This is a genomic window from Streptomyces sp. NPDC050560 (genome assembly GCF_044457285.1).
Taxonomy (GTDB): Bacteria; Actinomycetota; Actinomycetes; order Streptomycetales; family Streptomycetaceae; genus Streptomyces.
Map to the genome: position 1 here is coordinate 457,373 of NZ_JBITGT010000007.1, position 25,791 is coordinate 483,163.

General features: G+C 74.3%; 23 protein-coding genes and 1 pseudogene. 8 read left to right on the forward strand and 16 right to left on the reverse strand.

Going from position 1 to position 25,791, the window contains the following annotated elements; translation table 11 throughout:
* The first annotated feature begins 403 nt into the window (after nt 1–403).
* Nucleotides 404–2,038 (forward strand): protein kinase, encoded by a 1,635-nt coding sequence (locus tag ACIBIW_RS19155; protein WP_399337557.1) that lies wholly within the window; start codon nt 404–406, stop codon nt 2,036–2,038.
* 129 nt (nt 2,039–2,167) lie between these two features.
* Here the strand turns inward: ACIBIW_RS19155 and ACIBIW_RS19160 are convergent, their stop codons facing one another.
* From ACIBIW_RS19160 to pdhA, 9 genes are all read right to left on the reverse strand, one after another.
* Nucleotides 2,168–2,713 carry a bacterial proteasome activator family protein gene (locus tag ACIBIW_RS19160; RefSeq protein ID WP_399337559.1) on the reverse strand — a complete coding sequence of 182 codons (546 nt, stop codon included), beginning with the start codon at nt 2,711–2,713 and terminating at the stop codon, nt 2,168–2,170.
* A gap of 65 nt (nt 2,714–2,778) precedes the next feature.
* On the reverse strand, nt 2,779–3,144 hold the full coding sequence (locus ACIBIW_RS19165; RefSeq protein WP_399337561.1) for a hypothetical protein: 366 nt from the start codon (nt 3,142–3,144) through the stop codon (nt 2,779–2,781).
* Between the two features lie 209 nt (nt 3,145–3,353).
* Nucleotides 3,354–4,331 (reverse strand): NAD(P)H-quinone oxidoreductase, encoded by a 978-nt coding sequence (locus ACIBIW_RS19170; RefSeq protein WP_399337563.1) that lies wholly within the window; start codon nt 4,329–4,331, stop codon nt 3,354–3,356.
* Between the two features lie 10 nt (nt 4,332–4,341).
* Entirely contained in the window at nt 4,342–5,439 is a 1,098-nt protein-coding gene (locus ACIBIW_RS19175; protein WP_399337565.1) for a potassium channel family protein, read from the reverse strand.
* Nucleotides 5,436–6,752, reverse strand: coding sequence for a molybdopterin molybdotransferase MoeA (locus ACIBIW_RS19180; RefSeq protein ID WP_399337567.1), 1,317 nt, complete (start codon nt 6,750–6,752; stop codon nt 5,436–5,438). Before ACIBIW_RS19180 ends, ACIBIW_RS19175 begins: the two co-directional genes overlap by 4 nt.
* Entirely contained in the window at nt 6,749–7,750 is a 1,002-nt protein-coding gene (locus tag ACIBIW_RS19185; protein ID WP_399337569.1) for an NTP transferase domain-containing protein, read from the reverse strand. The genes ACIBIW_RS19180 and ACIBIW_RS19185 overlap by 4 nt, the downstream gene beginning before the upstream one ends.
* 173 nt (nt 7,751–7,923) lie before the next feature.
* Nucleotides 7,924–9,510 carry a dihydrolipoamide acetyltransferase family protein gene (locus ACIBIW_RS19190; RefSeq protein WP_399337571.1) on the reverse strand — a complete coding sequence of 529 codons (1,587 nt, stop codon included), beginning with the start codon at nt 9,508–9,510 and terminating at the stop codon, nt 7,924–7,926.
* Nucleotides 9,510–10,517, reverse strand: coding sequence for an alpha-ketoacid dehydrogenase subunit beta (locus ACIBIW_RS19195; RefSeq protein ID WP_399337573.1), 1,008 nt, complete (start codon nt 10,515–10,517; stop codon nt 9,510–9,512). Before ACIBIW_RS19195 ends, ACIBIW_RS19190 begins: the two co-directional genes overlap by 1 nt.
* Nucleotides 10,514–11,707 (reverse strand): pyruvate dehydrogenase (acetyl-transferring) E1 component subunit alpha, encoded by a 1,194-nt coding sequence (pdhA, locus tag ACIBIW_RS19200; RefSeq protein ID WP_399337635.1) that lies wholly within the window; start codon nt 11,705–11,707, stop codon nt 10,514–10,516. The genes ACIBIW_RS19195 and pdhA overlap by 4 nt, the downstream gene beginning before the upstream one ends.
* A gap of 213 nt (nt 11,708–11,920) precedes the next feature.
* On the opposite strand from pdhA, the gene ACIBIW_RS19205 reads away from it, so the two are divergent.
* Nucleotides 11,921–12,511 (forward strand): Lrp/AsnC family transcriptional regulator, encoded by a 591-nt coding sequence (locus tag ACIBIW_RS19205; RefSeq protein ID WP_399337575.1) that lies wholly within the window; start codon nt 11,921–11,923, stop codon nt 12,509–12,511.
* 265 nt (nt 12,512–12,776) lie between these two features.
* On the opposite strand, the gene ACIBIW_RS19210 is transcribed toward ACIBIW_RS19205, so the two are convergent.
* Complete coding sequence (locus ACIBIW_RS19210) at nt 12,777–13,373, reverse strand: TetR/AcrR family transcriptional regulator (protein ID WP_399337577.1); 597 nt, start codon at nt 13,371–13,373, stop codon at nt 12,777–12,779.
* A gap of 7 nt (nt 13,374–13,380) precedes the next feature.
* The gene (locus tag ACIBIW_RS19215) at nt 13,381–14,910 is read right to left on the reverse strand and encodes a 3-hydroxyacyl-CoA dehydrogenase (RefSeq protein WP_399337579.1); all 1,530 of its coding nucleotides are present in this window, start codon (nt 14,908–14,910) and stop codon (nt 13,381–13,383) included.
* Between the two features lie 155 nt (nt 14,911–15,065).
* Here ACIBIW_RS19215 and paaN point away from each other — a divergent pair, with 155 nt between their 5' ends.
* Nucleotides 15,066–16,754: a phenylacetic acid degradation protein PaaN gene (gene paaN, locus ACIBIW_RS19220; RefSeq protein ID WP_399337581.1), complete on the forward strand. Its 1,689-nt coding sequence runs from the start codon at nt 15,066–15,068 to the stop codon at nt 16,752–16,754.
* Nucleotides 16,755–16,763: 9 nt separating this feature from the next.
* Here the strand turns inward: paaN and ACIBIW_RS19225 are convergent, their stop codons facing one another.
* Genes ACIBIW_RS19225 through ACIBIW_RS19235 form a run of 3 tightly spaced genes read right to left on the reverse strand, consistent with a single transcriptional unit; the run spans nt 16,764 to nt 19,908 of the window.
* Nucleotides 16,764–17,567, reverse strand: coding sequence for a TrmH family RNA methyltransferase (locus tag ACIBIW_RS19225; protein WP_399337583.1), 804 nt, complete (start codon nt 17,565–17,567; stop codon nt 16,764–16,766).
* 23 nt (nt 17,568–17,590) lie between these two features.
* Nucleotides 17,591–18,811 (reverse strand): HTTM domain-containing protein, encoded by a 1,221-nt coding sequence (locus ACIBIW_RS19230; RefSeq protein ID WP_399337585.1) that lies wholly within the window; start codon nt 18,809–18,811, stop codon nt 17,591–17,593.
* Entirely contained in the window at nt 18,808–19,908 is a 1,101-nt protein-coding gene (locus ACIBIW_RS19235; protein WP_399337636.1) for a DUF5819 family protein, read from the reverse strand. The genes ACIBIW_RS19230 and ACIBIW_RS19235 overlap by 4 nt, the downstream gene beginning before the upstream one ends.
* Before the next feature lie 316 nt (nt 19,909–20,224).
* Here ACIBIW_RS19235 and paaA point away from each other — a divergent pair, with 316 nt between their 5' ends.
* From paaA to ACIBIW_RS19260, 5 genes are read left to right on the forward strand one after another with little or no spacing between them, the layout of a single operon-like run.
* Complete coding sequence (paaA, locus tag ACIBIW_RS19240) at nt 20,225–21,223, forward strand: 1,2-phenylacetyl-CoA epoxidase subunit PaaA (protein WP_399337587.1); 999 nt, start codon at nt 20,225–20,227, stop codon at nt 21,221–21,223.
* Nucleotides 21,220–21,510: a 1,2-phenylacetyl-CoA epoxidase subunit PaaB gene (gene paaB / locus ACIBIW_RS19245; RefSeq protein ID WP_399337589.1), complete on the forward strand. Its 291-nt coding sequence runs from the start codon at nt 21,220–21,222 to the stop codon at nt 21,508–21,510. The genes paaA and paaB overlap by 4 nt, the downstream gene beginning before the upstream one ends.
* Nucleotides 21,507–22,223: a 1,2-phenylacetyl-CoA epoxidase subunit PaaC gene (paaC, locus tag ACIBIW_RS19250; RefSeq protein ID WP_399337591.1), complete on the forward strand. Its 717-nt coding sequence runs from the start codon at nt 21,507–21,509 to the stop codon at nt 22,221–22,223. The genes paaB and paaC overlap by 4 nt, the downstream gene beginning before the upstream one ends.
* Nucleotides 22,217–22,762: a 1,2-phenylacetyl-CoA epoxidase subunit PaaD gene (gene paaD, locus ACIBIW_RS19255; RefSeq protein WP_399337637.1), complete on the forward strand. Its 546-nt coding sequence runs from the start codon at nt 22,217–22,219 to the stop codon at nt 22,760–22,762. The genes paaC and paaD overlap by 7 nt, the downstream gene beginning before the upstream one ends.
* The gene (locus ACIBIW_RS19260) at nt 22,762–23,823 is read left to right on the forward strand and encodes a 2Fe-2S iron-sulfur cluster-binding protein (protein ID WP_399337593.1); all 1,062 of its coding nucleotides are present in this window, start codon (nt 22,762–22,764) and stop codon (nt 23,821–23,823) included. Before paaD ends, ACIBIW_RS19260 begins: the two co-directional genes overlap by 1 nt.
* Before the next feature lie 27 nt (nt 23,824–23,850).
* Here the strand turns inward: ACIBIW_RS19260 and ACIBIW_RS19265 are convergent, their stop codons facing one another.
* Together ACIBIW_RS19265 and ACIBIW_RS19270 are read right to left on the reverse strand one after the other, a co-directional pair.
* The gene (locus tag ACIBIW_RS19265) at nt 23,851–24,180 is read right to left on the reverse strand and encodes a rhodanese-like domain-containing protein (RefSeq protein ID WP_399337638.1); all 330 of its coding nucleotides are present in this window, start codon (nt 24,178–24,180) and stop codon (nt 23,851–23,853) included.
* A 54-nt stretch (nt 24,181–24,234) separates the two neighbouring features.
* Nucleotides 24,235–25,017 (reverse strand): annotated as a pseudogene (locus ACIBIW_RS19270) (hypothetical protein); the annotation flags it as partial.
* Nucleotides 25,018–25,791 lie beyond the last annotated feature (774 nt).

The following is a 25,791-nucleotide window of genomic DNA, read 5'->3' on the forward strand; positions in this document are numbered from 1 at the left end:
CGCGGCTGAGCGGGTGGTTGGGCGGTCGTACAGCTTTCCTGCGGTCCCCTCGGGCCCACGCTACAGCCTTCCGGCGACGCCCCGTCCCGTCCCGAGCCGCCCCATGGGGCGGGACGCGTCATCCAACCGGGTCCGGCAGCGGCGCGCAAATCCCGTTCGCGCCACGGCCCCTGGCAACCCGCCACACCGGCGTCCCAGGACCCCCCGCGAAACGGCTTCCTCACCTGTCGTAGGCGTGCTGTAACGCTTCCGCGACGCTTCTTGCCCGTACGGTCACGGAACGGGCACCGAGCTTGACGTGTCAGGGGCCTGGGGCAGACTGGCCGGGTATACGGCAATCGATCACCACCCGCGGGCGCATCAAACCGGACTGCCCGCCCGCGTCAATGGGGGACAGAGAAACATGAGCCAGGACGGTGTGCAGGGCGGCCAGTCCGCCGGGCGTGCGGTGGCCGGCGGCCGTTACCAACTGCGGGACCTCCTCGGCGAAGGCGGCATGGCCTCCGTCCACCTCGCCCACGACACCGTGCTCGACCGCCAGGTCGCCATCAAGACCCTGCACACCGAGCTGGGCCGCGAGCAGGCGTTCAGGGAGCGCTTCCGCCGTGAGGCGCAGTCCGTGGCGCGGCTCGCCCACGCGAACATCGTCTCCGTCTTCGACACCGGCGAGGACGTGCTCGACGGCACCACCACCCCGTACATCGTCATGGAGTACATCGAGGGCCGCCCGCTCGGCTCCGTGCTCGACGAGGACGTGCGGCAGTACGGGGCGATGCCCGCCGACAAGGCGCTGCGGATCACCGCGGACGTGCTGGCGGCGCTGGACATCAGCCACGAGATGGGCCTCGTGCACCGCGACATCAAGCCGGGCAACGTGATGATGACCCGGCGCAACGTGGTCAAGGTCATGGACTTCGGCATCGCGCGCGCCATGCAGTCGGGCGTGACCTCGATGACCCAGACCGGCATGGTCGTCGGCACCCCGCAGTACCTCTCCCCCGAGCAGGCGCTCGGCCGCGCCGTGGACGCGCGCTCCGACCTGTACTCGGTCGGCATCATGCTGTTCCAACTGGTCACGGGCCGCCTCCCGTTCGACGCCGACTCGCCGCTCGCGATCGCGTACGCGCACGTCCAGGAACAGCCGGTGCCGCCGTCCTCCATCAACCGCTCGCTGCCGCCCGCCGTGGACGCGCTCGTCGACCGGGCGCTGCGGAAGAACCCGGCCGAGCGCTTCCCGAACGCGGAAGCGATGCGCAACGAGTGCCTGCGGGTGCTCCAGTCGCTCCAGCCCGCGGCCCCGAGCATCGTGCCCGGCGCCCCGACGGGCAACGGCAGCGGTGTCGGCTCCGCGGTGTTCCCGCCGCTCGACCAGTCGGGGCAGAACGCCGCCCCTGCCGCCCCTTCGACGGGCACCCCTTACCAGCAGCCCGGGTACGGCTACCCGACCCCCGCCCCCACGCCCGGCTACGGCTACCCGCAGCAGCAGAACTACCAGACGCCGTCGCCGTACGCGCAGGGCTCCTCGACGCCGCCGCCGTACACGATCAACCCGGCCACCGCGACCTCGGGCGCCTCGGGGGGCAGCGGCGGGCGCAAGCGGAACACCCCGCTGATCGTGGTCTCCGTGGTGGTCGCGCTCGCCGCCATCGCGGGCCTGATCACCGCGCTGACGCTCAGCAGCGGCGGCGACGGGGACAAGAAGGACGAGTCGAAGAACAGCGCGTCGCCGTCCGTGGTGCCCGGCCACCGCGGCCCCGACACCACGAAGACCATCGACGCGGACAAGTGCACCGACCCCGAGGAGTCGTACAACGACGAGACGAAGGTCGAGATGCCCGACTTCGTCTTCAAGAACTGGAAGTCAGTGCAGTCCTGCCTCCAGGCCGCGGGCTGGAAGTGGGACAAGCGGGACTACGACGAGGCGGTCTACGGCCAGGACACCGTGATGCGGCAGTCCCCGAAGGCCGGTACGGACTTCGACCCGAAGAACCCGCCGGAGATCCAGTTCGACATCTCCACGGGCAATCCGCCGCAGTAGCCCCCCGGGGCCCGGCACAGGGCGCCCCCGGAAGCCACCCGCTGCTGCGCGGTGGCCTCCGGGGGCGTTCTGTCTGCCGGTCCGCGGGTCCGGGAGCCGCCCCTCCTTGCCGGGGCGGCCCACGCGCCGCTACAGGTACGGTCCTCCGATCCTTCCCCCGTTCGCCCTGGGGTCCTCGGGCTCGTCGCCGCCGACACCGGGCGGCAGCGCCCGCCGCATCTGTTCGAGCTGGGCGCGGGCGGCCATCTGCTGGGCGAACAGCGTCGTCTGAATCCCGTGGAAGAGCCCTTCGAGCCAGCCCACGAGCTGCGCCTGGGCGATCCGCAGCTCGGCGTCGCTCGGCGTCGACTCCTCGGTGAACGGCAGCGAAAGCCGCTCAAGCTCCTCCACAAGCTCCGGCGCGAGACCGTCCTCAAGCTCCTTGACGGAGCTGGAGTGGATCTCCCGCAGCCGCTGCCTGCTCGCCTCGTCCAGGGGTGCCGCGCGGACCTCCTCAAGGAGCTGCTTGATCATGCTGCCGATGCGCATGACCTTCGCGGGCTGCTCGACCTGGTCCGTCACCGGCACCTCGTGCGAGCCGTCCTCATCTCCGCCGCCGCCGAGCGCCATCCCGTCCTGGCCCACGACCAGGACCTTGGGATTCTCCTGCGCCTTCTCGTTCCTCGGCATCTCCATGCGGCCATTGTCGCGCACCCCGCCCGACCCGCGCGGGGGCCACCCCCGGGGCCCCGCGTTCGGCCTCAGGACCAGCGCAGCCGCAGCCCCAGCAGGCCGAGCCCGAGGCCGACCAGGACGAGCCCGACCCCCAGCGGCAGCGTCCCCGCCCCGCGCGGCCGCCCGGAGACGGCGGCACGGCCGACGACGGCATCGGACCCGGCGGGCGCGGGGGGCTTCGCGGCAGGGTGCTCCGTGGCGGGGTGCTCCGTGGCGGGCGGTCGCGGTGACTGCCCGGGGCCCGGTGCGACGCGGCCCGCTCCCGGGACGCCGCTCGCGCGGGAGCCGCCGGGCTCCGGGGCGGCGCCCGTGGGGCCCTGGGGCGCCTGCCAGAGCGCCGCCGTCAGGACGAGCGGCACGGCGAAGGACCGTATCCACAGCCCAGGAGCCATCGCACCAGCCTCCGCCGCGCCCGCCGCCGCCCCCCGGTGCCGCACGGCACCCGCCCCACCGTGGCACGCCCGGCCGCCCCCGGCACGCGCACCGGGGCCGGTGGGGCGACCCGGGGGACGGCCGGAGGCATCCGGAAGGACACCCGCTGGCATACGAAGGGGGGGCGCTGCCTTCGGCCGCGCCCCCCTCTTCGCCGCTGCGCCGCAGGTCAGGGCGTCAACAGCACCTTGCCGATATGCCCGCCGTCCTCCAGGACCCGCTGGGCCGCGCCCGCCTCCGCCATCGGCATGGTGCGGTCGATGACGGGCTTCACCTGGCCGCTGCCGACGAGCGGCCACACATGTTCCCGTACGGCCGCCACGATCGCCGCCTTCTCCGCGAGTGGCCGGGCCCGCAGCGAGGTGGCGGTGACGGCGGCCCGCTTGCCCAGCAGCGCCCCGAGGTTCAGCTCGCCCTTGGCGCCGCCCTGGAGGCCGATGACGGCGAGCCTGCCGTTGACGGCGAGCGCCTGCACGTTCCGCTCCAGGTACTTGGCACCCATGATGTCGAGGATCACCTCGGCGCCCGCGCCGTCCGTCGCCGCCTTCACCTCGGCGACGAAGTCCTGCTCCCGGTAGTCGATCAGCACATCGGCGCCGAGCTGGGCGCAGCGCTCCAGCTTCTCCGGGCCGCCCGCGGTCACCGCGACCTTCGCGCCGACGGCCTTGGCGAGCTGGATGGCCATGGTGCCGATGCCGCTCGCGCCGCCGTGGACCAGTACCGTCTCACCCGGCCTGAGCTGGGAGATCATAAAGACGTTCGACCAGACGGTGCAGGTCACCTCGGGCAGCGCCGCCGCCTGTACGGTCTCCAGGCCCTCGGGCACGGGCAGGAGCTGGCCCGCGGGGACCGCGACCTTCTCCGCGTAGCCCCCGCCGCCGAGCAGCGCGCAGACCTCGTCGCCCTCGGCCCAGCCGGACACCCCGGGGCCGAGCGCGGTGATACGGCCCGCACACTCCAGGCCGGGATAGGGGGAGGCGCCCGGTGGCGGGTCGTAGAAGCCCTGCCGCTGGAGGATGTCGGCGCGGTTGACCGCGGTGGCCGCCACCTCCACCAGGACTTCGCCCTCCGCGGGCTCGGGATCGGGGACCTCGGCCCAGACAAGCGCCTCGGGTCCGCCGGGCTCGGGGATCGTGATCGCATGCATGGGCGTGAGGCTACTCCCCCGCGATACGGCGGATGTCGGGGGCGATCTGGGCCGGGCGGCTGGTCCTGACCAGGGTGATCAGCCGGTCGGTCGGCTGGAGCCCGCCGATGGAGTCGTCGTCGTAGCCGAGCACCCGGTGGCCGCGCACCACGCTGATGACGAGGTCCCCGACCTCCCGGACGCGCGAGCCCACCTCGGGCTTGGTCACCGGGCGCTCCACCAGGTCGAGCCCGGTGCCCTGCTGGATCAGGTCCTCCATCACCATGCCCGCGCTGGGGCTGAGCACCGAGAGCCCGAGCAGCCGGCCCGCGGCGCTTGCGCTGGTGATGACGGCGTCGGCGCCCGACTGCCGCAGCAGGGGCGCGTTCTCCTCTTCCCGGACCGCGACGACGATCTTGGCGCCGCGGTTGAGCTGCCGGGCGGTCAGGGTCACCAGGACCGCGGTGTCGTCGCGCTGGGTGGCGATGATGATCTGCCGCGCCTTCTGGACCTCGGCGCGCAGCAGTACCTCGCTGCGGGTGGCATCGCCGAGCACGCCCGCGTACCCGTCATTGGTGGCTATCTCCACCGCCTTGAGGTTGGGGTCGACGATCACCACCTGGTTCTTGCGGAGCCCGCCGGTGCAGACGGTCTCGATCGCCGAGCGGCCCTTGGTGCCGAATCCGACGACTACGGTGTGGTCGCGCAAGGAAGACCTCCAGCGGCTCTGGCGCCACTCCTCACGGGTGCGCTCCGTGAGGACTTCGAGCGTGGTGCCGACCAGAATGATCAGGAACATCACCCGCAGAGGGGTGACGACCAGGATGTTGACGAGCCGGGCGCCGTCGCTGACCGGGGCGATGTCGCCGTAGCCGGTCGTGGAGAGCGTCACGGTGGCGTAGTAGAAGGCGTCCAGCAGATCCACCGAGTCATCGGCGTTGTCACCGTAGCCCGCGTGGTCGGCGTAGACGATGAGCGCGGTGACCACCAGCACCAGCAGTGCCAGCAGCAGCCGCTTGGCGACCTGCCGCAGCGGCTTCTGCACCGCCCGCCGGGGCAGCCGCACCGGATGCGGTGTGACCTGCTCCTCGGCCCGCCTGGCCATGGCGTCATGGCCCGGAAGTTTCACGTGAAACACTCCCCGCTGCCGGTCTTCCCGGCGCCCGTCCAGGGCAGATCGAGCACGGCCAGTTCCCGCCCGGCGCCGGCTCCGCCGGGCGGGACGACCGCGAGTCCGTCGGCGACCGCGATGCCCCGCAGCATCGCGGGGCCGTTGTAGTGCAGCGGCACTGCCCGCCCGTCGCTGAGCACCACCGGCACCAGACGGGTGTCGGCGGGGTGCCCCTGCACCGGGTCGCGCAGCACCGCGGTGCGCCCGTGGGGCGACCTGCGTCCGCGCAGCCCCCGCAGCAGCGGTGCGGCCAGCGTCACGAGGCCGGAGACCGCGGCGAGCGGATTGCCCGGCAGCCCCACGAGATGGCGGCCCCCGTCGAGGCGGGCCAGCAGCATCGGATGCCCCGGCCGTACCGCGACGCCGTCCACCAGCAGCTCCGCGTCGAGGGCCCGCAGCGTGGGGTGCACATGGTCGACGGGGCCCGAGGCCGTGCCGCCCGTGGTGATCAGCAGTTCGGCGTCCGAGTCGGCGACGGCCCGCAGCAGCTTCCCGGCGTCGTCGCCGAGCCGGTGCACGGCGCACACCTCGGCGCCCAGGGCGCGCGCCCAGTGCGGCAGCATCGGCCCCAGCGCGTCCCTGATGAGCCCGGCCCTGGGGATGCCCTCGGTCAGCAGCTCGTCGCCGAGGACCAGCACCTGTACGCGGGGCCGGGCCAGGGTGAGCAGTTCGTCGTAGCCGGTGGCGGCGGCGAGGCCGAGCACCGCGGGGGTGATGGTCGTACCGGGCGGCAGCAGCGGCTCCCCGGTGTGGCACTCCTGGCCGCGGGGCCTGATGTCCTGGCCGTGGCCGACCTCCCGCAGCGCGTGCAGCCGTCCCCGGTCGTCGGCGTGCCCGTGCTCGCTGCGCAGCACGGCGGTGGCCTCGCGGGGGACGCGGGCCCCGGTGGCGATGCGGACCGCGTCGCCGTCGACGAGCGGTGCGGGTTCCGCGCGGCCCGCGAGCAGGTGTTCGTCCCGCAGCTCCCAGGGCCCAGGGCCCGCGACCGCCCAGCCGTCCATGGCGGAGGTGTCGAACGGCGGCAGGTCGGTGAGCGCGGTCAGCGGCTCCGCGAGTACGAGCCCGAGCGCGTCGTCGAGCGCCGTGACCGAGGGGGCGCCCTCGGCCGCCGACCAGCCGCGCTGCCCGGCACGCGCGGCGATGCTCCGCGCCTCGGGCCAGGGCATGTCGCCGTGGTGGGGCGCGGGGCCGCCGCCCCTCGGGGGCGCGCCGGGGGCCGGGGCGGGGGCGGTCCCCGTCGCCGGGGGCCCGGGGGCGCGGGGGTCCGTCATCCGGCGTCCGGCCGTTCTTCCCGGCCGTCCTCCTCGCCCCAGCGCAGGGCGAGCCGCGCGGCCCTGCCCGCGGCGTCGGCGACGGCCTCGGGGCCGCCGCCCGCGGACGCCGCCGCGTAGCCGACGAGGAACGCCGTCAACGGGGCCGCGGGGCGCGCGACCTCGTGCGCCGCGTCCCGCGCCAGGTCGAGCAGGACCGTGGTGTCGACGTCCAGCTCGATGCCGAGTTCGTCCTTGACCGCTGTGATCCATTCATCCAACACGTGCCCATGCTCCCTGATCCTCGACCGTGCGGCGGCGATGTCCTCCCAGGTGTCGCAGTCGAACGAGGCGAGCGGTTCTGACATCCTGACGAGCTTCAGCTCCCCAGTGAGCAGCCGCAGCGGGAGCCCCGTCAGGCCGCCGTGCTCGGCGGCGAGCAGCGCGATCTCGCGGCGCAGCGGCTCCGCCCGGTAGGCGGCGACCAGCGGCTGGTCCCTGCCGTCCGGGTCGGTGAGCACGGCGCCCTCCGCGGGCGGCCCGTCGGGCGCGTCGGGTGACGGCGCCTCAAGTCCCGTGAGCAGCCGCCGTACCGTAGCGGCGTCGAGGAACGGCAGGTCGGCGGAGAGCACCACGACCCGCTCCGCGGCGGTACGGCGCAGGCCCGCGTGGAGCGCTGCCAGCGGGCCGCTGCCCGGCGGGTCCTCGCGCGCCCACTCGACGAGGCGCGCGGTGGGTCTGCGGCCCCCGACGACGACGGTGGTCCCGGCGCCCGCGGCCGCCGCCAGCACCCGGTCGAGGAGTGCCCTGCCGCCCACCCGCAGCCCCGGCTTGTCCGCGCCGCCGAGCCGCTTCGCGCCGCCGCCCGCCAGGACCACGGCGTCGAACGCCGGGGGCGCGGCGGCGGGCCCGTGCCCGGCCGCCGGGGCGGGCGCGGTACGGCCGTGGGGGGAGCCGCCCGGTGCGGTGCCCGGGGTGCGGGGCGCTTCGGGGCCGCCCCGGGGCTCATACGCGGTCATGCCCCGAGTATGGGTCCCAGGAGGATCTTTGCCACCCCCGTAAAGGTCAACAACCGTCCCTGAACCCCGCCGACGGTGCGCGTTCGCCGCCGGGGCACCCCGGTGTGGCGGCCCCGGCACATGCCGTTCGCCGGCCCGGGGCGGCCTTCACGGGTGGCGCGCCGGGGCGGCCCTCACAGGTTGCGCAGGAGCACCGCCGGCTGCTCGACGCAGTCCGCTATGTAGCGCAGGAAGCCGCCGGCCGCGCCGCCGTCGCAGACCCGGTGGTCGAAGGTGAGGGAGAGCTGCACCACCTGACGCACCGCCAGCTCCCCCTCGTGCACCCAGGGCTTGGGGGTGATGCGGCCGACGCCGAGCATGGCGGCCTCCGGGTGGTTGATGATCGGGGTGGAGCCGTCCACGCCGAACACCCCGTAGTTGTTCAGCGTGAAGGTGCCGCCGGTGAGGTCGCCGGGGGAGAGGGCGCCGTCCCTGGCCGCGCCGGTCAGCCGCCCCAGTTCCTCGGACAGCGTCTGCACGTCACACAGGTGGGCGTCGCGCACCACGGGCACCACGAGGCCGCGCGCGGTCTGCGCCGCGAACCCGAGGTGGACCGCGCCATGGCGGACGACCTCCCCTGCCTCCGTGTCCACCGACGCGTTGAGCTGCGGGTGGCGGGCGAGGGCGGCGGTGCAGATCCTGGCGAGCAGCGCGAGCACGGAGATCTTCGGGCCCTGGGCGGCGTTCATCGCGGCGCGGGTGCGCATCAGCTCGGTGGCGTCCGCGTCGACCCAGCAGGTGGCGTCGGGGATCTCGGCGCGGCTGCGGGTGACCCGCTCGGCGAGGGTGCCGAGCACCCCGCGCAGCGGGACGCGGGTGTCCTCGCCCGCCGCCGCGCGGCCCGCCTCGACGGCCCGCGGCCCCGGCGCCGCGCCGCGCGCGCCGGGCGCCCCGGCGAGCGGTCCCGTGGCGGGGGGTGTCGCGCGGGCCGCCGCGCTGCTCGCGGCGCGCAGCGCGTACTCCACGTCGGCCCGCAGGATCAGCCCGTCGGGCCCCGAGCCCGCCAGTTCGCGCAGGTCGAGGCCGTGGTCCCGGGCCAGCCTGCGCACCAGCGGCGATATCACGGGCACCGGGCCCTGGCCCGAGGCGTCGTCGTCCCAGTCGTCCGCGCCGGACGCGGGCCCCGGGGCGGGGGTGTGGCGCCCGGGCGCGGGGCGGGGCAGTGCGCGGGCGCCCGGCGGCGCGGGGCGCACCCGGGGCCGGCGCGCGGGCGCGGCGCTGGTGCCGTAGCCGACCAGTACGTTGCCCGAGCCCTCCTCGGCGGCGGGAGCGGCGGCGCCGGGCTGCGCCGTGTCGCCCGCCCCTGCGGCGGGCGGGTCCGTGGCGGCGGGAGGCGGGTACGCGGCGGCGGGCTCCCGGGCCCCGTCGCCTCCCGGGCCGCCTTCCTGGGCGTCTTCCTGGGCGGCGCCCGTACCACCGCCGTCGCCCTCGACCGTGGTCTTTGCGCCATGCTCGGCCCTGTCGCCCACCGCGACGGTCAGCAGCGGCGCGCCCACCGGAAGCTCCGAGCCCTCCTCGCCGAAGCGGGCCGTGACCACGCCGCCGTAGGGGCAGGGCACCTCGACCATCGCCTTGGCCGTCTCGACCTCGACCACCGGCTGGTCGACGTCGACGACGTCGCCGACCTCCACCATCCAGCGGACGATCTCGGCCTCGGTCAGTCCCTCCCCCAGGTCGGGCAGCCTGAACTCCAGGCTCTGCATGTCAAAGACCTGTGCCATCAGCCTTCCGCCTCCCACTGGAGCCGCGCCACCGCGTCCAGAATCCGGTCGACCCCGGGCACATGGTGCCTCTCCAGCATGGGCGGCGGATACGGAATGTCGAATCCCGCCACCCGCAGGACCGGGGCCTCCAGATAATGGAAGCACCGCTCGCCCACCCGTGCCGCGATCTCCCCGCCGGGGCCGCCGAAGCCGCCCGACTCGTGCACCACCACCGCGCGGCCCGTGCGGCGCACCGAGGCGCACACCGTCTCGTCGTCGAACGGCACCAGCGAACGCAGGTCCACCACCTCCAGGTCCCAGCCCTCCGCGCGGGCCGCCTCCGCCGCGTCAAGACAGACCGGCACGGAAGGACCGTAGGTGAGGAGGGTCGCGCTGCGGCCACGGCGGCGTACGACCGCGCTGCCGAGCGGCGCCACCGGGTCCGGGTGCTCCGGGTCCCATACGGCCCTGGACCAGTAGAGCCGCTTCGGTTCGAGGAAGACGACCGGGTCGTCGGTGGCGATGGCGGCCCGCAGCAGGCCGTAGGCGTCGGGGACGGTGGCGGGGGTGACGACCTGGAGGCCCGGTGTCGCCATGTAGTACGCCTCGGAGGAGTCGCTGTGGTGTTCGACCCCGCCGATGCCGCCGCCGTACGGGATGCGGATGGTGAGGGGCAGCGGCATGGCGCCGCGGGTGCGGTTGCGCATCCGGGCCACATGCGAGACCAACTGCTCGAACGACGGGTACGCGAAGGCGTCGAACTGCATCTCGACGACGGGCCGCAGCCCGTACATCGCCATGCCGACGGCGGCGCCGAGGATGCCGGCCTCGGCGAGCGGGGTGTCGGCGCAGCGCTCGTCGCCGAACTCCTTCGCGAGTCCTTCGGTGATCCTGAAGACACCGCCGAGGGTGCCGACGTCCTCGCCCATCACATACACGGCGGGGTCCGCTGCCATGGCGTCCCTGAGGGCGCGGCCGAGGGCGCTCGCCATCGTCGCCGGTTTCGTCACCGCGGCGGTCGTCATCGCACGCCCTCCCCCGCGGCGCCGCCGCCGCCGTCCGGCGGGGCGCCCGCCGCTGCCTCGCCCGGGGTGTCCCCCGCGGCCTCCGCCTCCGCTTCGATTTCCGCCCGCAGCAGCGCGGCCTGCTCGCGGAGCTGGGTGGTCTGCTCCGCGTAGACCTGGGCGAACAGGTCCGCCGGGTCGAGCGGCGGGTCCTCACGCATGCGGTCCCGCAGCCCCGCGGCCAGTGCCTCCGCGTCCTCGGCCACCCGCCGCAGGCCCGCCTCGTCGATGAGGCCCTGCCCGGTCAGCTCCCGCTCCAGCAGTGTGACCGGGTCGTGGGCGCGCCATGCCGCCACCTCCTCCTCGTCCCGGTAGCGGGTGGCGTCGTCGGCGTTGGTGTGGGCGTCGAGCCGGTAGGTGACGGCCTCGACGAGGGTGGGGCCGCCGCCGCGGCGGGCGCGCGCCAGGGCCTCGGTCAGTACCTCGTGGACGGCGACCGCGTCGTTGCCGTCGACCAGGCGGCCCGGCATGCCGTATCCGACGCCCTTGTGGGCGAGGGAGGGTGCCGCGGTCTGCTTCGCGAGGGGGACGGAGATGGCGTACCCGTTGTTCTGCACCAGGAAGACGACGGGGGCCTTCCAGACCGCCGCGAAGTTCAGCGCCTCGTGGAAGTCGCCCTCGCTGGTGCCGCCGTCGCCGACGAGGGCGAGCGCCGCGACCTCGTCGCCCTTGAGGCGGGCGGCGTGCGCGAGGCCCACCGCGTGCGGGAGGTGGGTGGCGAGCGGGGTGCAGAGGGGGGCGACGCGCTCGGAGCGCGGGTCGTACCCGGTGTGCCAGTCGCCGCGCAGCAGCCCGAGGGCCCGCACCGGATCGACGCCGCGGGCGACGACGGCGAGGGTGTCGCGGTAGCTGGGGAAGAGCCAGTCGCGCTCGGCGAGGGCGAGGGCCGCCGCGACCTGCCCGGCCTCCTGGCCGGTGCTCGACGGGTAGACCGCGAGGCGGCCCTGGCGGGTGAGGGCCGTCACCTGGGTGTTGAACCTGCGGCCGCGCACCAGCTCCGCGTGGAGCGTGCGCAGCAGCGCGGGATCGGCGGCGCGGGCGGCCTCGGTCCCCAGGACGCGGTACGGCGCCGCGTCCGGGAGCAGCGGTCCCGGGTCGACGCGGGGCGCCCAGGCGGGCGGGCCCTGGCGGCCGGTGTCCCGCTGCTCCATGACGGGCGTACTGTGCCTCTTCACCGTGTGCACCTCCTCGTGGACGGGTCTCCCCAGGGGAGCGGGCGGAGGCCGCGCCACGGCGCAGCGCCTCACCTACCGATTGTTCGGTCGACGACGCATTTTGGCTACATGCACCCTCAGCCTGTGGACAAACGGTTCTGCACAGCCTGAGATGGATGCAGTGCGTCCATGGTAGAGAGGTGGGGGGACATGGCACCTGAACAATTGGCCGAGGACCCGGGCGAGGAGCGCCAGGGGGGCCGGCCGCCGCGGGGCCGCCGGGGCCGCGGCGACGAGCCGCCGGGTGACGAGCGGGAGGCGGGCGCCGCCGAGGAGCCGCAGGACCCGGGGCCGCCACGCCCGCTGGACTCGATCGACCGGGACATCCTCCAGATGCTCCAGGCCGACGGCCGTGCCTCGATACGGTCCGTGGCCGAGCGCGCCCATGTCTCCCGTGCCAATGCGTACGCCAGGATCAACCGGCTCGTGGAGGACCGGGTGATCCGCGGCTTCGGCGCCAGGATTCACCACGAGCGGGCCGGGAAGGGCGCCTCCGCCTACATCACCCTCAAGATCGTGCAGAACTCGTGGCGCACCGTGCGCCGCGAGCTGACCGGCCTGCCGGGCGCCACCCATATCGCCCTGGTCAGCGGCGACTTCGACGTGCTGCTGCTGGTGCACTCGGCCGACAACAGGGCGCTGCGCGAACTGGTCCTCACCCGTATCCAGGCCATCCCCGAGGTCCTGAGCACCCGCACGCTGCTGGTGTTCGAGGAGGAGGACCTGGAACCGGAGATCTGAGCCGGGGTGGGGCGGGCCGCGTCGGGAGGGGGAGCGGGGCGGGCCGCGTCAGAAGGGGGAGCGGCGCGGGCCGCGGGCGGTGCCGGGGCCGGAGTCTTGCGTGCCTTTGCCGGTGCCGGGACCGGGGCCCTGCCAGTCGTGGTCCGCGCGGAGGTGGGAACCTGCGCCCCGCGTGCCGCGGCCCGTGCCGGGATAGGGCCCCCGTCTGCGCGGGCGGGCGCCGCCCGGCTGAGGGCCGTGCCGGGCCGTGGGAAGCCCCGGTCCCTCAGGTGGTGCCGGGGGCGCGCAGGCCGTCGAAGACGAGGCTCACCACGGCGTCCGCCACCTCCGTGTCGCGGGCCGCGCCGCCGCCCGGCCGGTACCACTCCACCAAGGAGTTGATCATCCCGAAGACCAGCCGGGTGGCGAGCCTGCCGTCGACGTCGGAGCGTACGTCGCCCTCCGCGACGGCCGCCGCCAGCACGTCGGCGACCCGGTGGTCGAACTCCCTGCGGCGCTCCAGGGCCCAGCGCTCGGTGCCGGTGTTGCCGCGCACCCGCAGCAGCAGCGTCACGTACGGCAGCTCGGCGGTGAGCACCTGCACCATGCGCCGGGTCACGTACTCAAGACGCGCCGAGGCGCGGCCCACGCGCGCGTGCTCCTCGTCGAGGATGGCGAAGAGGCCGTCGAGGGCGCGGCTGACCGCGCGCCGCAGCAGCTCCTCCTTGCCCGACACGTGGTGGTAGATCGACGACTTGGAGATGCCCGCCGCCCGGGACAGGTGCTCCATCGACGTGCCGTCGTAGCCGCGCTCGTTGAAGACGGCCACGGCCACCTCAAGGAGCGACTGCGGGGTGTACGTGTCCCTCTTGGGGGTCGCCATCCGTCCCTCACCTGCCCAGCTCGCGCTTGTAGTCCAGATGGCCGCGGCGCGACAGCCACGGCGACGCCCCGTAACGCCCGCCCGGGTAGGCGTCGTTCAGACAGCTCAGCGTCTGGCCGACCCAGCGCGCGCCCAGCTCCGCGCCCCAGGCGAGCGGCCCGCGCGGGTAGTTCACGCCGAGCCGCATCGCGGTGTCGATGTCCTCGCCCGTGGCGATCCCGCGGCCCTCGGCGTCGAGCGCGAAGTCGGCCAGCATCGCGACGGTACGGGCGACGATCATGCCGGGGGCGTCGTCGACGACGCTGACGTCCTTGCCGAGCCGCTGGAAGAGGCCGACCGCCGCCGCCAGGTCCGCCGGGTCCGCGTCGTCGCCCGCGGCGAGCGCCACGCGCGTGCACGCGCGGTAGTCGAGCGCCAGGTCCACCAGGACCGCGGGCCCCGTGACCTCGCCGGTCGCGGTATCCCCCTGGGTGACCGACAGCTTCGCGCCGTGCGGCAGGGCGACGAAGGAGTCCGCGTAGTTCGGCGTGCGGTCGCGCTCCGTCTCGATCCCGGCCTCCGCCAGCATCTCCACCAGCACCCGGAGCGGGCCCGTGGGGCGGCCGTGGACACCTACGCGCGCGGGCGGCGCGGTGGGCGGCTCGGTGCGCGGCGCGGGCCGCTCGGCGCCGTCCCCGTACGCGTACCAGCCGCGCCCCGACTTGCGGCCGAGCAGACCCGCCTCGACCAGGCGGCGCTGCGCGGACGAGGGGGCGAAGCGCGGGTCGTGGTGGAACGCCTCCCACACAGAACGCGTCACCGCCTCGTTGACGTCCTGCCCGATGAGGTCCATCAGCTCGAACGGGCCCATGCGGAAGCCCCCGCTCTCGCGCAGCACCGCGTCGATGGTGGCGGGGTCCGCCACGTTCTCCTCGTAGAGCCGCAGCGCCTCGGCGTAGAAGGGGCGCGCGACGCGGTTCACGATGAACCCGGGGGTGTCGGCGCAGCGCACCGGTGTCTTGCCCCAGGCGCGGGCCGTCGCGTACGCGCGCGTGGCGGCTGCCTCGTCGGTGGCGACGCCCGAGACGACCTCGACGAGGGGCAGCAGCGGCACCGGGTTGAAGAAGTGCAGCCCGACCAGGCGCCCTGGCTCGCGCAGCGCCCCGCCGATCGCGGTGACCGACAGGGACGAGGTGTTGGTGGCGAGGAGGCAGTCGTCGTCGACGATCTCCTCAAGTCCGCTGAGCAGGGCCCGTTTCACATCGAGCCGCTCGACGACGGCCTCCACCACGAGAGCTGCCGCCGCGAGGTCCGCGGGCCGCTCGGCCGTGCGCAGCCCGGCGAGCGCGGCGTCCCGTTCCGCGGCCGTCAGGCGCTCCTTCTCGACCAGCCTGGCCAGCCGCGCCGCGATGCCCTCGGCGGCGGCCCTGGCGCGGCCCTCCGCGCTGTCGTGGAGCAGGACCTGGTGGCCCCCCAGGAGCGCGACCTGCGCGATTCCCTGGCCCATCGTGCCCGTTCCGACGACCGCGACGGCGCTTCCGGCATCGAGTCCTGTCATGGCCGCGATCCTCCCGCACGGGTTTTCCACAGGTTGGGCGGGCCCCCTTGTCCCGACCGATCGTTCGGTTACTCTAACCGTGTCCGGACGTTCCCGCCCAGCTCGTTCGACAGGACAGGACCTGAGAGCCGCGTCACCCGAGGAGTTGGTCCCGCATGGCAGCCACGCTCACCCCCGCCCAGCTCGCCGAGAGGCACCGTGCCACGCTGGAGAGCGCCCTGGAGACGATCGGCACGCGCGCGTACTGGTCCCCCCACCCCGAGCACCCGAAGGCGTACGGCGACGGCAGCCTCAGCCTCGCGGAGGGCAAGGCGGCGTTCGACGCCCTGCTGGGCACCAGGCTCGACACCGGCCAGCCCGGCACGGACGACTGGGTCGGCGGCGAGGTCTCGCCCTACGGGCCCAAGCTCGGCATCACCTACCCCCACCCCGACCTGCGGGTGCTGCTGCCCGCCATGCGCGCCGGCCTGCCCGCGTGGCGGGACGCGGGGCCCGAGACCCGCGCCCTGGTCTGCCTGGAGATCCTGGCCAGGATCAGCGCCCGTACGCACGAGTTCGCGCAGGCCGTCATGCACACCACCGGCCAGGGGTTCATGATGGCGATGCAGGCGGGCGGGCCGCACGCGCAGGACCGCGGCCTCGAAGCGGTCGCCGTGGCCTTCGGCGAGCAGACCCGCGCCCCCGCCGCCGCCCGCTGGACCAAGCCGCAGGGCAAGCGCGACCCGCTGGTCCTCGACAAGCGCTTCACCCCCGTCCCCCGCGGCATCGCCCTGGTCATCGGCTGCAACACCTTCCCGACGTGGAACGGCTACCCGGGCCTCTTCGCCTCCCTCGCCACCGGCAATCCGGTCCTGGTGAAGCCCCATCCGCGCGCGGTGCTCCCGCTCGCCCTCACCGTGGCCGTCGCTCGCGACGTGCTCGCCGAGGCCGGCTTCTCCCCCGACCTGGTCGCCCTCGCCGCCGAGCACCCCGACGAGGGCGTCGCCAAGGCCCTCGCCGTCCACCCGGACGTCAGGATCATCGACTACACCGGCTCCACCGCCTTCGGCGAGTGGCTGGAGACCCACGCCCGCCAGGCCCGCGTCTACACGGAGAAGGCGGGGGTCAACACGGTCGTCGTCCACTCCACGGACGACTACCGCGGCATGCTCGCCAACCTCGCGTTCTCGCTGTCCCTCTACAGCGGCCAGATGTGCACCACCCCGCAGAATCTGCTCATCCCGCGCTCCGGCATCGACACCGACGCGGGGCACCGCACGTTCGACGAGGTCGTCGCGGACCTCGGCGCCGAGATCGACGCGCTCCTCGGCGACGACGCCCGCGCCGCCGGCCTGCTCGGCGCCCTCGTCAACGCGGACGTGAAGGCCCGGCTCGGCGGGGCCGCTGAGCTGGGCGACGTCGCGTTCGCCAGCCGCGAGATCACCCACCCCGAGTTCCCTGACGCGGTCGTGCGCACCCCGCTGATCATCCGCGCGGACGCCGCGGCGGGCGACGCGGACGCCCCCTACCTGGCCGAGTGCTTCGGCCCCGTCTCCTTCGCCGTCGCCGTCGACTCCGCAGAGGACGCCGTGGCGCTGCTGCGGCGCACGATCGCCGAGCGCGGCGCCATGACCGTCAGCGCGTACACCACGTCCGACGAGGTCGCCCGCGCCGTCGAGGAGGCGTGCCTCGACGAGTGCGCCCAGCTCTCGCTGAACCTGACGGGCGGCGTCTACGTGAACCAGACCGCCGCCTTCTCCGACCTGCACGGCTCGGGCGGCAATCCGGCGGCCAACGCGGCGCTGTGCGACGCGGCGTTCGTCGCCGAGCGGTTCCGGGTCGTGGAGGTCCGCCGCCCGGTGTAGCCCGCCGCCTCAGGGGCGCGGCGCGGCCCCCGAGGACCAGTGGAAGAGCGCCATGGCGGCGCTCGTCGCCAGGTTGTAGCTGGACACGCGGGGGCGCATCGGCAGGGACACAAGGCGCTCGGCCCGGGCGCGCACCGCGGGCGAGAGGCCCGAGCGCTCCGAGCCGAAGGCGAGCACGGCGTCGTCGGGCAGCGCCACGCCCCGGATGTCGTCGCCCTCCGCGTCCAGCGCGAACAGCGGCCCCGGCGGCAGCGCGTCCGGCTCCACCCGCTCCACGGGCGTCGCGAAGTGCAGCCCGGCACCGCCGCGTACGACCGCGGGGTGCCAGGGGTCGAGGGAGCCCGTGGTGGCCACCCCGGTCACCCCGAGGCCCGCGGCGAGCCGGACCACGGCCCCGGCGTTGCCGAGGTGGCGGGGGTTGTCCAGCAGCACCACGGGGGCGGTACGGGGCAGCCGCGCCAGCGCCGCCAGGTTCGCCGCGCGCGGCGGGCGCAGCGCGAGCGCCGCCACCCCGGTCGGATGCGGCCTGGGCACCAGCGACCGCAGCAGCGGCTGCGGCGTCGGTACGAGGCGCGCGGCGAGCACATCGCGCATGTCGGGCGCCAGGGACCCGGCGAGGTCGAGCGCGGCGGGCAGGTCGGCGGCGAGCGCCACCGGCACCGTCGCGCCGAAGCGCAGCGCGTGCTTCAGGGCGTGGAAGCCGTCGAGCAGCACGGCCCCCTGCCCGGCAAGCCGCCGCCAGAGCCCCGCCGCGTCCTCGGCGCCGTCCCCGGCGGCCATGGACCGCCCGTCCCACTCCCGCTCGTCGTGCATCCGCGCAGCCTATGCGCGGCAGGTCACCGCCCGGCGCCCGCCCGGGGGGCCGCGGGCCCCGGCACGGCCTCCGCTGCGCCGCCGCCCGGCTGCGGCTCCGCGCCGCGCCGCCCCGGGGGCGCGAGCCGGTCGCGCGTCCGCAGCACCGTGCGGCCCGCCCAGGTCAGGAACGCGGTCGGCAGGAACACCGCGTCGGCGGCGATCATCGCCATCGAGAAGAAAGGCAGCCCCAGCGTGATCGCGATGACCAGGTGCTCACACATCATGATCACCAGCAGTACGTTCTTGACCTTGCGGTTAAAGAGCGTGAACGGGAACGCCACTTGGGCGATCACGGTGCCATATGTGATCAGCAGCACCACGATGCTGAACGCGCCCAGCGCGTCGGACAGCGCGGGCCACGGCGAGAAGTAGTCGAGGTGCAGCGGGTAGTAGACGGCGGTCCCGTCCTCCCAGCGGCCGCCCTGGATCTTGTACCAGCCCGCGGTGGCGTAGATCAGACACGCCTCCGCCATGATCACGACGAGCCCGGCGTTGTGCGCGAGGGTCGCGACGATGTCGAGCAGCAGCCGCGGCTCCCCGTCGGGCGCCCACCGCCCGGCGGCCCACCACAGCCCGTGCCCCACCCACAGGCCCCAGAGGACCAGCAGCCAGCCCCAGCCCAGCGTGCCCTCGAAGCTGAGCACCAGCAGCGCGAGGCCGAGCACCCCCCACAGCACCGGGCCCGCGTCGGCCGACGGGCGCCCGCCACCCGCGCGTGCCGCGGCGGCACGGCGCTCCCTGCGCGCGTCCAGCGACCAGACCCGGCCGCAGCGGGTGAGCACGAGGTAGATCGACATCACATGCAGGACGTTGTCACCGCCGTCGCTCATGAAGATGCTGCGGTTCTCCAGCGACAGCACGCCCAGCATGAACAGCACCGACATCGCGCGCGTGTGCCAGCCGACGAGCAGCAGCGCCGCCGACACCATCGCCAGCGCGTAGACGACCTCGAACCACACCTGGGCGTCGGTCCACATCAGCGCGGTGAAGGCGCCGTTGCCACGGATGAACTCGTGCGCCATGGACCAGCTCCAGGGCGCCTCGGGCCCGTACAGCTCCTGGCGGTGCGGGAACTCCCGTATCAGGAACGCCAGCCAGGTCAGCGAGAAACCGACCCTGACCACGGCGGACTGGCGGGCCCCGAACACCGTGCCCGTGATGCGGGAGATGGCGCCCCGCACGCGCTGCTCGACGCCGCTCACCGTGCCTCCGCCGGGGTGCGCACGACGTTCTCCCCGCCCAGCGGTACGTCCGCGGGGCCGACGTCCCACCAGGGCAGGGTGCGGTAACGGGGCTTGGTGTCGACCTGCTTGCCCGTCCAGTCCGGCATCTGCACATTGGTCGTCATCGAGCGGACCTGAACACGTTCGATCACTCCTCCGGCGCCCTTGGCGCTCCCGGCGCCCGTATCGCCGTCGTCGGCGTCGTCGGCGGTGTCGCCGATGCGCGAGAGCCGCATGACGAGGATGCGGCGCAGGTACTGCTCGGAGAGCCGGCCGCGCGATCCGACCGGGCGGTTGTCGCTGTCGTGCGAGGACGTGAAGAACTCCCAGGCCCTGCGGAGTTCGTTCTGTGTGACATGGCTCGGCAGCGGGTTGTGGTCGATGTCCGCGGCGTCCTGCGCGGTCAGGTCGTACCAGCCGGAGGTGGTCCTGTCACCGGCGTCGGACGCCCGCACGGTCCGAACCTGCACATGGATGTTCTGTTGCAGCGGATCGGGCGCGAAAAGCTTCCAGTTCTGCTCGAACTCCGGGTATATCCAGTTGCCGACGAGGTCCCCATGCTGCTGGGTGAGCGTGTTCGACGGCGCCACGTGCAGGAAGACGAGCGCCAGGTGCACCAGCACCCCGACGGTGACCACCGTGAGCGCCAGCACGGCCACCATCCGGTACCGGAAGGACAGGCCCTCGATGCCGCGTGGGGGGTCGGGCGGGGGATCGGGCGGGGTGCGCGGGTCGGAGGGGTCGGTGTCCGCGGCGTCGGGGGCTTCGGCGGCGCCTGTTCCGTCCGCGGGGTCCGCGGGGTCCGTACCGCTCGTGTCGCTCGTGTCGTCCGGTGGTGGCCCGGGCGAGCGGGGGCCTGGCGGCCGGCCCACGGCGCGCGCGCCGGTTCCGGGGGCCTCGCCCGCGCCGTGCGCGCCGTGCGCCTCGGGTGCTTCGGGTGTTTCGGGTGCTCCCTCCGCCCCGGGCAGCTTGTCCGCCCCGGGCGCCGTACCGGCCGTACCGGCCGTATCCCCGGTGTCCTCGGCCGCCGCCCCGGCGTCCCGAGCGCCCTCGGCGCTCCCGCCGTACGAGTCCATCACGCCCCGTTCCGTCCCCGGTGTCCGATCCCGGTCCCGTCGTGGTCCGCCGTCGTCGTGCCGCCAACGGCACGCGCCGACCCTATGGGGCGGAGCGCCGCGCGGGCACACCGGCGGTGTCACGGGTCCCGGCCGTGCGCGGGACCGGCGGCGGGCACGCCCGCGTCGCACCAGCACCGTACCGACCCGGGGCCTCGCGGCGGGGGCCGGGCGAGTTATCCACAGGCTTGACACCGTACGGACCCGTAACTGACCATGAGAGCAGACCGAACGATCGGTCGGTAGGGATGGCGAGCACGGCGACCGAGGGGACGGCATGACGACATCAACCACCCACCGCGCACCCCAGACACCCCCCGGCGCCCCCGACCCGGCGGGAGAGGCCGTCTTCGAGGCCACCGTCGCCGCCGACGAGCGCATCGAGCCCCGCGACTGGATGCCCGACGCCTACCGCAGCACCCTCGTCCGCCAGATGGCCCAGCACGCCCACTCCGAGATCATCGGCATGCAGCCCGAGGCCAACTGGATCACCCGCGCCCCCTCCCTGCGGCGCAAGGCCATCCTCATGGCCAAGGTCCAGGACGAGGCGGGCCACGGCCTCTACCTCTACAGCGCCGCGGAAACGCTCGGCACCTCCCGCGACACCCTCCTCGACCAGCTCCACAGCGGCCGCCAGAAGTACTCCTCGATCTTCAACTACCCCACCCTCACCTGGGCCGACGTCGGCGCCATCGGCTGGCTCGTCGACGGCGCCGCGATCACCAACCAAGTCCCGCTCTGCCGCTGCTCCTACGGCCCCTACGCCCGCGCGATGGTCCGTATCTGCAAGGAGGAGTCCTTCCACCAGCGCCAGGGGTACGAGCTGCTGCTCGCCCTCTCCCGGGGCACCGAGGCCCAGCACGCCATGGCCCAGGACGCCGTCGACCGCTGGTGGTGGCCCTCCCTGATGATGTTCGGGCCGCCCGACGACGAGTCGTCCCACTCCGCCCAGTCCATGGCCTGGAAGATCAAGCGCCACTCCAACGACGAACTGCGCCAGCGCTTCGTCGACATCTGCGTCCCCCAGGCCGAGGCCCTCGGCCTCACCCTCCCCGACCCCGACCTGGTCTGGAACGAGGAGCGCGGGCACCACGACTTCGGCGCCATCGACTGGACCGAGTTCCGCGACGTCCTGAAGGGCAACGGCCCCTGCAACGAACAGCGCCTCACCCAGCGCCGCCGCGCCCACGACGAGGGCGCCTGGGTCCGCGAGGCCGCCACCGCCCACACCCGCAAGCACACGGCCGCGGCCGCCCAGCGAAAGGCACCCGCATGAGCGACACCCGGGACTGGCCCCTCTGGGAGGTCTTCGTGCGCTCACGCCGCGGCCTCTCCCACACCCACGCGGGCAGCCTCCACGCCCCTGACGCCGAGCTGGCCCTGCGCAACGCCCGCGACCTCTACACCCGCCGCGGCGAGGGCGTCTCCCTCTGGGTCGTGCCCTCCGCCGCCATCACGGCCTCCTCACCCGACGAGAAGGACCCCTTCTTCGAGCCCGCCGCCGACAAGCCCTACCGCCACCCCACGTTCTACGACATCCCGGAGGGAGTGAAGCACCTGTGACCACCACCGCGCCCCCCGCGGCCCTCGCCCTCGGCGACGACGCCCTCGTGCTCTCCCACCGCCTCGGCGAATGGGCGGGACACGCCCCCGTACTCGAAGAGGAGGTCGCCCTCGCCAACATCGCCCTCGACCTCCTCGGCCAGGCCCGCGTCCTGCTCTCCCTCGTCGGCGACGAGGACGAACTCGCCTACCTCCGCGAGGAACGCGCCTTCCGCAACACCCAGCTCGTCGAGCAGCCGAACGGCGACTTCGCCCACACCATCGCCCGCCAGCTCTACTTCTCCACCTACCAGCAGTTCCTGTACGAGGGCCTCGCCACCGCCGACCACCCCCTCGCGCCCCTCGCCGCCAAGGCCGTCAAGGAGACCGCGTACCACCAGGACCACGCACGGCAGTGGACGCTCCGCCTCGGCGACGGCACCGAGGAGAGCCACCTGCGCATGCAGACCGCCTGCGACGCGCTCTGGCGCTACACCGGCGAACTGTTCCAGCCCCTCGCGGACCTCCCCGTCGACTGGACAGGACTCGACAAGACCTGGCTCGACAGCGTCGCCGCCACCCTCACCCCGGCCACCCTCACCGTCCCCACCGGCCCCCGCACCGGCGCCTGGACCGCGGGCGCCGGACGCCAGGGCCTGCACACCGAGCCCTTCGGACCGATGCTCGCCGAGATGCAGCACCTCCACCGCAGCCACCCGGGAGCCTCCTGGTGACCGGCGCCATGACCCCGCTCGAAGCCGAACTGCACCGCCTCGCCGGCTCCGTACCCGACCCCGAACTCCCCGTCGTCACCCTCAGCGAACTCGGCATCGTCCGCGGCGTCCGCGCCCCCGGCCCCGACACCGCCGAGGTCGAACTGACCCCCACCTACACCGGCTGCCCCGCCATCGAGACCATGGCCGACGACATCGAACGGGTCCTCCACGACCACGGCATCCCCCACGTCACCGTCCGCCGCGTCCTCACCCCGGCATGGAGCACCGACGACATCTCCCCCGAAGGCCGCCGCAAACTCCACGAAGCGGGCATAGCCCCACCCCGCCCCCACACCCCGGGCAGCCCCGTCACCCTCACCCTCGGCCCCACCCGCACCACCGACGGCACCGCCCCCGACGCCGGGCCCCCGCTGCGCTGCCCCCACTGCGGCTCCACGGACACCGAACTGCTCAGCCGCTTCTCCGCCACCGCCTGCAAGGCACTGCGCCGCTGCCTCGACTGCCGCGAACCCTTCGACCACTTCAAGGAGCTGTGATGGCCCGCTTCCACCCGCTCCGCGTGGCGGCCGTAGAACAGCTCACCGACGACGCCGTCGCCCTCACCCTCGCCGTCCCGCCCGCTCTGCGCGACACCTACCGGCACCAGCCAGGACAGCACCTCACCCTGCGCACCCGCGACACCGACGGCACCGAGATCCGCCGCACCTACTCGATCTGCTCACCCGCCCCCGGCCCCGAAGGCCCCACGGCCCTGCGCATCGGCGTCCGGCTCGTCGAGGGCGGCGCCTTCTCCAGCTACGCCCACAAGAAGATCGCCCCCGGCGACACCATCGACACCATGACCCCCGCGGGACGCTTCACCCTCACCCCCGCGCCCGGGCACTACGCGGCCGTCGTCGGCGGCAGCGGCATCACCCCCGTACTGTCCATCGCCGCCACCCTGCTGCGACAGGAACCGGAGGCCCGCTTCTGCCTCCTGCGCGGCGACCGCACCACGGGCTCCACGATGTTCCTCGACGACGTCGCCGACCTGAAGGACCGCTACCCCGACCGGTTCCAAATCGCCACGGTCCTCTCCCGCGAACAGCAGGAGACGGGACTCCCCTCGGGCCGCCTCGACCGCGACCGCCTCACCGCCCTGCTCCCCTTGCTGCTCACCCCCGAGGCGATCACCGGCTGGTACCTCTGCGGCCCCCTCGGCCTCGTCCAGAACGCCCAACGCGCCCTGCGCGACCTGAAAGTCCCCCGCACCCGCGTCCACGAGGAGATCTTCCACGTCGACAGCGCTCCACCACCGCCGCCCGCCGACACCGCCCCCACCCGGGGCACCGTCACCGCACGCCTCGACGGCCGCTCGGGCACCTGGCCGCTCCACGAGGGCGAAACCCTCCTCGAAGCCGTCCTGCGCAACCGCCCCGACGCCCCCTACGCCTGCAAGGGCGGAGTCTGCGGCACCTGCCGCGCCCACCTCGACTCGGGCGGCGTCCGCATGGACCGCAACTTCGCCCTCGAACCCGAGGAGACCGACGCCGGATTCGTCCTCGCCTGCCAGTCCCGCCCCACCACCGAGACCGTCACCCTCGACTTCGACCGCTGACCGCCCCCGCCCCGGGGCACGGCGCCGTCACACCACGGCGCCCGGCTGCCCCTTGTCGTCGACCACGGAACGCCCCGACGCCTCCCACATCTGCATCCCGCCGTCCACGTTCACGGCGTCCACACCCTGCTGCACCAGAAACGCCGTCACCCGCGCGGACCGCCCGCCGGAACGGCAGATCACATGCACCTTGGCCCCCTCGGGAGCCGCATCGGCAAGCTCACCGGAGCGCTCGGCGAACTCGCTCATCGGGATGTGCAGGGCGCCCTGGGCGTGCCCCGCCTCCCACTCGTCGTCCTCACGGACATCCAGCAGAAAATCTCCGTCCACGACGTCGCCGACCGCGACCGTGGGCACACTTGATCCGAATGGCATGCCCCCGACGCTACCCGACCCGCGGACCCCGCCCGCTCAGCCCAGCAGCTCCGCAAGCTCCGCCTCACGCTCCGCGACCTGCGCGAGCAACTGCTCCGCGATCTCGTCCAGCAGCCGGTCGGGATCGTCGGGAGCCATCTTCAGCATGGACCCGATCGCGCTCTCCTCCAGCTCGAACGCGACCACAGCCAGCAACTCCCTGCGCTGCGCCAGCCATTCGAGCCGCGCATACAGCTCCTCGCTGGGAGTCGGCCCCGCCTCCTCTGACCCCGAAGACCCCGCCGCCCACTCAAGGGACAACTCGCGCAGCAGTTCCTCGTCCCCGCGCTGATAGGCCACGTTGACCCGGGCGATGAACTCGTCCCGCCGCTTGCGCTCCCGCTCGTCCTGCGCCAGGTCGGGATGCGCCGCCCGCGCCAGCTCACGGTAGAGCTTGCGGGCCTCGTCGCTCGGCCGCACCCGCTTCGGCGGCCGCACCGTCTGCTCGGTCAGCATCGCCGCAGCCTCGGCCGACAGCCCGTCGCCGTCCATCCAGTCGTGGAACAGCTCGTCGACCCCCGGCATCGGCAACACCCGGGCCCGCGCCTCCTCGGCCGCCCGCGCATCCTCGGGATCACCACTGCGCGCCGCCCTCGCCTCGGCTATGCGCGCCTCCAGCTCATCGAGCCTGGCATACATCGGCCCGAGCTTCTGGTGGTGCAGCCGGGAGAAGTTCTCCACCTCGACGCGGAACGTCTCCAACGCGATCTCATACTCGATCAACGCCTGCTCCGCCGCCCGCACGGCCCTCTCAAGCCGCTCCTCGGGCCGCTTACCGCCCCCGGCGGCGGGGGTGTCATCTTCGGTGGGGCCGGGGGTATCGGCCGCGTCGGGGGCTGAGTCCGGGTCGGGGGCTGAGTCCGGGTCGGGGGCTGAGGTGTCGGCGGAGTCCGGGGCGTCGGTGGCGGTGGCGTCGTCGGTGGATGCAGCGGCGTCGGCCGGTGCAGCGGCATCGGTGGGGCTGGTGCCGGTCGTGGGAGAAGCGTCGGCGTTGGGGCCGGGGGCGTCGGTGGGTACGGCGGCGTCGGTGGGCGCGGTGGCGTCGGCCGGTGCAGCGCCGTCGTCGGGCTCGGCCGCGTGGTCGGGGCGGGCGGCGTGGCTGGGACGGGTTTTGCCCGCGGGGGCGCCGCCCCCGGTGACTCGGCCGTCCTCGGAGGAACCGGCCGCCTCGCCGTCCCCCGAACGCCCTCGGTGCCGCCCCGCGCGTCCACGCCCGGCGCCCGCCGCTTCGGACCGCTCACCGCCCTCGGCGCGCTCCTGCGAGGCTGCACCCGACGGCTGTGCCTCCGGGCGAGCGCCCTCAGGGACCTGGGACTGGCTGGACTCGGCTTCCGGGCTCGTCACTCATCCAGACTAGAGGCTCCGTTCCCCAGCAGATGCCAAACGGGAGGGGAGGGAGGGGCGGAAGGGGCTGGGGGGGAGGGGGGCCCGCGCCCCCCCCCCCCCCCGCCCGCGCCCCCCCCCCCCCGCCCGCCCCCCCCCCCCCCCCCCGCGCGCCCCCGCCCGTGGCACCGGGCGCCGCCGCGGCCGCAAGGCCAGAACGAGTCGAGCACG